The following is a 6014-nucleotide window of genomic DNA, read 5'->3' as shown; positions in this document are numbered from 1 at the left end:
AGGAGGGGGGCGAGGGGGACGTCCGGGGCGGGGGCGGTGAGGACGGGGGCCTCGACGGCGCCGGGGGCGTAGGTGACCTCGCAGCGTTCGGTGCGCAGTTCGGTGACCCGCTGCTGGAGCAGGTCGAGCAGCTGCTCCACGGGGACGGGTCCCGCGGAGAGCTGGAGGAAGGAGAGGACCTGGGGCATGGCCGAGACGACCTCGGCGACCGTGGCCGGCTCCTGGCCCTGCGGCTCGGGGGAGGCCAGCGACCAGGCGTCGAAGAGGGCGACCCAGCCACGCAGGACGGCGCTGTCGTCCCGGTCCCAGGCGCGCAGGCGCCAGCCGGGGCGGGCGCTGTCGCCGTGCACCTCGACCAGGCCGGAGAGGCGGGCGGTGTCCCAGTCGGCGCGGATCTGCGCGGGGGTAAGGCCGAGGTCGGCGGCGGCGCGCTCGGCGGTCGCGTCGGAGAGGGTGGCCTTGCCGTCGGCGGTGGCGGCGTCGCTGCCGGGCCCCAGGGCCTCGTCGGCCCATCGGGCCACCCGGACCGCCCCGGCGAGGACGGTCCGGGCGAGTCTCGCCAGTTCGGCGGGGGCCGGCGTCCCCTCGGGCGGCCGGGGCACGGTGCGGCGCGTGCGCCGCTGGTTCACAGCTCTGGGGGCGGCGGCCAGGGGTCGCGGTCGGACGAGTCGAAGCCTGGAGTCGCGCGGGATACGGGACGTCACGGGTGCAGTCTTCCGGTTGACGGTCCGAAAACCCAAACGGGAAGTCACACGCGGCAACAGAGAGGGCCATGACCGGGGGTTCCCGCGGGGGTCCGCGGGGCCCGGGCCGCTACAGCAGTGGGGTGAGGAAGCGGCGGAGGAGGTCCTCGTACGAAGTGGGGTCCGCGTTCCACATGGCGGCGTGGGGGGCCTTGGGGACGGAGTGGAGGGATACGAGGCCGGGCTGGCGGGCGGCCAGGCGGCGGGAGTCGGCCCAGGGGGCCACCTTGTCGTCGGGGCCGTGGATGATCAGGGTGGGGACCTGGAGGTGTTCGACGCCCACGGCGTGGCGGGCGGTGCGCATGCCGGCCCGGCCCTGGGCGGCGCGTACCGCGAGGGGCAGCAGGGGGCCGGGGACGTGGCGGGCGTGGGCCAGGGCGCGCAGGGTGGTCTCCCAGCCGAGGACGGGCGAGTCGAGGATCAGCCCGGCGATCCGGTCCCGTACCGAGGAGCGTTCGGCGGCGTGCAGCGCCATGGTGGCGCCGGTGGACCAGCCGAGGAGGACGACCCGGCGGGCGCCGTAGCGGACGGCGTACCGGATCGCCGCGTCCACGTCCCGCCACTCGGTCTCGCCGAGGTGGCTCAGGCCGTCCGGGGAGCGCGGGGCGCCGATGTCGCCCCGGTAGGCGAGGGCCAGTACGGGCAGTCCGAGCGCGTGCAGCATCCCCATGACGTTGAGGGACTGCTCGCGGGTGGTGCCGAGGCCGTGCACGGCGATGACCCAGGTGTCCCGGGGACCGGGCACGAACCAGGCGGGGAGCGGGCCGAGTTCGCCGGGGATGTCGATGTCGGCGTACTCCAGGCCGAGGGCGGAGCCGGGGTCGCCCACGTAGGCGTTGGGGGTGAGCCAGGCGGGGTCGCCGGGGGCGAAGGCGCCGTGGGTGAGACGTTCGAGACGGCGTACGACCGTGTCCGGGCTCTGCTCGGCCCCCTCCAGCACCTCCCCGACGACCGCGTGCGAGCCGTTGCCCGCGAGGCCGTAGACGCCGGGGCGCCGGGAGGCGAGATCACGGGTGAGGGTGATCCGGCCGCCCTCCAGGCCGTGCACGGTGAGCCGGGGTTCGGTGGGCAGCGGGCGTCCGGACGGAAGCTTCAGCGCGGCACCGCTGGCCAGCCTTCCGACGGCCACGGACGCGGCGCCCGCGGCCAGCACGGCACCGATCGCGGCGGCGACTATGTGGACTTTGCGCACGCGTCCAGTGTCACGGGACGGGCGCGTCCCGGCCAGTGGAGCCCTCGACGCTCAGCGCTGCCCGTACCCCCGCAGCCGCTCCCCCGCCTCCGCCAGCTCCGCCTCCGTCAGCAGCGACGGGCTGAGCCCCGGCACGGAGGACGCCGTGAGCCAGACGCGGCACATCCACTCCAGCTGGGCGGTGCGGTCGTAGGCGCGGTCCAGGGTGTCCCCGTAGGTGAGCGTGCCGTGGTTGCGCAGCAGGCAGCCGGAGCGGTCCTGGAGGGCCCGGAGCACATGGGCGGCGAGGTCGGGGGTGCCGTAGGGGGCGTAGGGGGCGACCCGTACGGGGCCGCCCAGGGCGCCGGTCATGTAGTGGATGGCGGGCAGCTCGGTGACCAGGGTGGAGACGGCGGTGGCGTGCACGGCGTGGGTGTGGACGATGGCGCGGGCGCCGGTGGTGCGGTACACCGCGAGGTGCATGGGGAGTTCACTGGTCGGCACCAGTGACCCGAGCACCTGGCGGCCGGACAGGCCGACGCCGGTGACGTCGGCCGGGGTGAGCCGGTCGTAGGGCACGCCCGAGGGGGTGACCAGCACGGTGTCGCCCACCCGTACGGAGACGTTCCCGGAGGTGCCGACGACCAGCCCGTCGGCGACGGTCCGCCGGGCGGTGGCCACCAGCTCGTCCCAGGCCCGCGCCTCGTCGCCGTCCGCGTCCCGCCGCTGTTCCGCCATGCCGCGATCCTGCCAGGAGGCGGCCGGCCGTGTGCCCGCTTCGGCCCCCTCCACGCGCCGCCGAACGAGCGAAACCGATCGAAAACACCAGAAATAGCCACACTTCCGCCGATCCCCCGGCTTTCACTGATCCCTCTTGCCGCTGGACCACGTCTCGCCGGGGGACCGCATGGCCCGTGACCGCTCATCAACCCGTCGCCGCACGGGCGTCCTCGCGGCGGCCCTGTCGGCCCTCACCCTCACCGGGGCCCTCACCGCCGCCCACGCCCCGCTGACCGCGGAGCCGGAGCTGCGCAGGGCCCAGCCCAAGGGCCACGACGTCTCCTCGCACCAGAGGAGCGTCGACTGGTACGCGGCCCGCGCCGAGGGCGCCCGGTTCGCGTACATCAAGGCGACCGAGGCCACGGCCTACCGCAACCCCTACTTCACCGGCCAGTACAACGGCGCCCGCCGGGCCGGCCTGATCCGGGGCGCGTACCACTTCGCGCTGCCGAACCGTTCCTCCGGTGCCGCGCAGGCCGCGTACTTCGTCCGGCACGGCGGCGACTGGCGGGCGGACGGGGTGACGCTGCCCCCCGCGCTGGACATCGAGTACAACCCGTACGACAAGCACCACAAGTGCTACGGGCTGAGCCGGACGCGGATGGTGCGCTGGATCAGGTCCTTCAGTGACGAGGTGCGCCGGGAGACCGGCCGCCGCCCGGTCATCTACACCACCGCCAACTGGTGGACCGCCTGCACCGGGAACAGCCGCGCCTTCGCCGCCGACCACGCGCTGTGGATCGCGAGCCACGGCTCCGCCGGGGCGGGCAGGCTGCCCGGCGGCTGGCGGTACTGGACCTTCTGGCAGCACGGCACCAAGGGAGAACTGCCGGGTGACCAGGATCTCTTCGGCGGCTCCGCCACCCGACTGCGGGCCTTCGCGCGCGGGCGCTGAACAGGCCCCGCAAGGCCTCCCGAAGCCCCCGGAATCCGGGGTCCCGCTTCCGGCACCAAGGCGCCCGGCCCAGTTCACCTTCCGTTCACCCAGGTTGCCTACGTTCATCCCGCCAACGACTTCGAACGATTGCCTGGGTAAATGGAAAGCTTCTCGCTGATCCTCGCGATAGTGGTGATAACCGCACTCGCGTTCGATTTCACGAACGGTTTCCACGACACCGCCAACGCGATGGCCACCACCATCTCGACCGGCGCTCTCAAGCCCAAGGTCGCGGTGGCCATGTCCGCCGCGCTCAACCTGGTGGGCGCTTTCCTCTCGGTGGAGGTCGCCAACACGATCTCCAAGGGTCTCGTCGACGAGACCGGCATCCGTCCCGAGGTCATCTTCGCGGCCCTGACCGGCGCGATCCTCTGGAACCTGCTGACCTGGCTGGTGGGCCTGCCCTCCAGCTCCTCGCACGCCCTGATGGGCGGCCTCGTCGGTGCCACCGTCGCCTCGGCGGGCTTCGGCGCCGTCCACGGCGAGGTGCTGGTGACCAAGGTCCTGCTCCCGGCGGTGGCCGCGCCGATCGTGGCGGGTCTCGCCACGATGGTCGCCACCCGCCTCTCCTACGGCATCGGCCGGGACGGCGACACCCCGGCGACCCGCAAGGGCTACCGCGCCGGCCAGATCGCCTCGGCCGGCCTGGTCTCCCTGGCGCACGGCACCAACGACGCGCAGAAGACGATGGGCATCATCACCCTGGCGCTGATCGCGGGCGGTGCCCTCTCCCCCGGTTCCAACCCTCCCACCTGGGTGATCCTCTCCGCCGGCCTGGCCATCGCGCTCGGTACCTACATCGGCGGCTGGCGCATCATCCGCACCATGGGCAAGGGCCTGACCGACCTGGAGCCCCGTCAGGGCTTCGCCGCGCAGACCAGCGCCGCGACCGCGATCCTGGCCTCCTCGCACCTCGGCTTCTCCCTCTCCACCACCCACGTCGTCTCCGGCTCCGTGATGGGCGCGGGCCTCGGCCGCAAGGGCGGAGTGGTCCGCTGGTCCACCGCGACCCGGATGTTCGTCGCCTGGGCGCTGACCCTGCCGGCCGCCGCGCTGGTCGGCGCGGGCGCCGAGTCCGTGACCGGCCTCGGCGACTGGGGCACCGGGCTGGTCGCGCTCTTCCTGATCGGCTCCAGCTTCGCCATCTGGAAGATCTCCCGCCGCGAGGTCATCGACCACACCCACGTCACCGCCGAGGAGTACACCGAGCCGGCCGGCGTGGTGACCACCGCGATGGCCATGGTCACCCCGCCCCCCGTGGGCATCGTCGCGGACGACCTGACGGCCACCATCCCGGCCGCCGCCGCCGAGTCCACGCCCGCCCCCGCCACCACCGCGCCGTCCGCCCGGGTCTGACCCCCCGGCAACTGGAGGAACATCCCCATGAAGATCGACTGGGCGGCCCTCGGCTCCGTCTTCGGCGTCAGCCTCGTGGCGACGGTGGCCCTGGTGGGCCTGTTCACCCTCGGCGTCAGCGGACTGGCCCGCCGCGAGCGCGCGGTGGCCACCGGCGGCTCGGCCCCGCTCGCGGTGACCGGCGCCTACGCCTGCTTCGCCGCCTGCGCGGCGGCGGTGGCGTACGGCTTCTACCTGATCGTCGCCTAGGGAGTGTCTCCCCGCACTCGGAAGGCCCCGCACGGCATCTGCCGCGCGGGGCCTTCCGCTGTTCCCACCGGTGCCGGTGTGGGGCTCCACACACTCTTCTCCCGCAGGTCACGGGCAGGTTGACGACCCTTCCGGGCGCGTGGTGGACTTCGCGGGCCATGTACGGCGACAGCAGAGGAAGCCGGTGCGAATCCGGCGCGGTCCCGCCACTGTCACCGGGGAGAAGTCCCCGGGAGCCAGGAACTCTCGTCGCCGGTCTCGTCGAACCAGGGCGTGGACACCCTGAGTGAGGACTACCGTGATGCCCGGCCGCCGCCCGAGAACCCGCACCAGGAACACCGGCACGCCCACGGCGAGCTAGCCGATGGGCGCCGATCGCTCGTACGCGTACGGTGCCGCCGCCGGCCTCCTCGGTGATCTCCTCCTGGGCGATCCCCAGCGCATGCACCCCGTCGCCGCCTTCGGGCGGGCCGCCGGGCGCGTGGAGCGCGTGCTGTGGCACGACCACCGCGGCTGGGGCACGCTGCACACCCTGGTGTGCGCCGGAGGCGCCACCGCGCTCGGTGTGGTGGCCGCGCGCGCCGTACGCGCCGTATGTCCTCGCCCCGCCGCCTCCGCCGCGCTGACCGCCGCCGCCACCTGGGCCGTCGTGGGCGGTACTTCGCTCGCCCGCGAGGCGTCTGCCGTCGGCCGCGCCCTGGAGCGCGGCGACCTCGCGGCCGCGCGCGCCCGGCTGCCGCACCTGTGCGGGCGGGACCCCGAGGCGCTGGACGCCGCC

At 74.1% G+C, this 6014-nt stretch carries 6 protein-coding genes, 1 pseudogene and 1 riboswitch; of the genes and pseudogenes, 4 read left to right on the top strand and 3 right to left on the bottom strand.

Annotated elements, in window-relative coordinates; all coding sequences use genetic code 11:
• The 3 genes and pseudogenes from GT030_RS34810 to GT030_RS34800 all read right to left on the bottom strand — a co-directional run.
• A pseudogene (locus GT030_RS34810) lies at nucleotides 1–704 on the bottom strand (hypothetical protein); the annotation flags it as partial.
• Between the two features lie 109 nt (nucleotides 705–813).
• The gene (locus GT030_RS34805) at nucleotides 814–1935 is read right to left on the bottom strand and encodes an alpha/beta hydrolase (RefSeq protein WP_346009812.1); all 1122 of its coding nucleotides are present in this window, start codon (nucleotides 1933–1935) and stop codon (nucleotides 814–816) included.
• 51 nt (nucleotides 1936–1986) lie between these two features.
• The gene (locus GT030_RS34800; RefSeq protein WP_161204477.1) at nucleotides 1987–2652 is read right to left on the bottom strand and encodes a class II aldolase/adducin family protein; all 666 of its coding nucleotides are present in this window, start codon (nucleotides 2650–2652) and stop codon (nucleotides 1987–1989) included.
• A 169-nt stretch (nucleotides 2653–2821) separates the two neighbouring features.
• On the opposite strand from GT030_RS34800, the gene GT030_RS34795 reads away from it, so the two are divergent.
• From GT030_RS34795 to GT030_RS34780, 4 genes are all read left to right on the top strand, one after another.
• Nucleotides 2822–3589 carry a lysozyme gene (locus tag GT030_RS34795; protein WP_161204479.1) on the top strand — a complete coding sequence of 256 codons (768 nt, stop codon included), beginning with the start codon at nucleotides 2822–2824 and terminating at the stop codon, nucleotides 3587–3589.
• Between the two features lie 141 nt (nucleotides 3590–3730).
• Nucleotides 3731–4987: an inorganic phosphate transporter gene (locus GT030_RS34790; RefSeq protein ID WP_161204476.1), complete on the top strand. Its 1257-nt coding sequence runs from the start codon at nucleotides 3731–3733 to the stop codon at nucleotides 4985–4987.
• A gap of 27 nt (nucleotides 4988–5014) precedes the next feature.
• A complete protein-coding gene (locus GT030_RS34785) occupies nucleotides 5015–5236 on the top strand; it encodes a hypothetical protein (protein ID WP_135790639.1) in 222 nt (73 codons plus the stop codon).
• A 173-nt stretch (nucleotides 5237–5409) separates the two neighbouring features.
• A riboswitch (cobalamin riboswitch) is annotated at nucleotides 5410–5482 on the top strand.
• A 118-nt stretch (nucleotides 5483–5600) separates the two neighbouring features.
• Nucleotides 5601–6014, top strand: a 414-nt coding sequence (locus GT030_RS34780; RefSeq protein WP_202460939.1) for a cobalamin biosynthesis protein, incomplete at its 3' end; no start/stop codon positions are given.

It is taken from the genome of Streptomyces sp. SID1328 (genome assembly GCF_009865595.1).
Taxonomy (GTDB): Bacteria; Actinomycetota; Actinomycetes; order Streptomycetales; family Streptomycetaceae; genus Streptomyces; species Streptomyces griseoluteus.
Note: the sequence above shows the minus strand (reverse complement) of the source record. Positions and strands in the feature narration are given on the sequence as shown.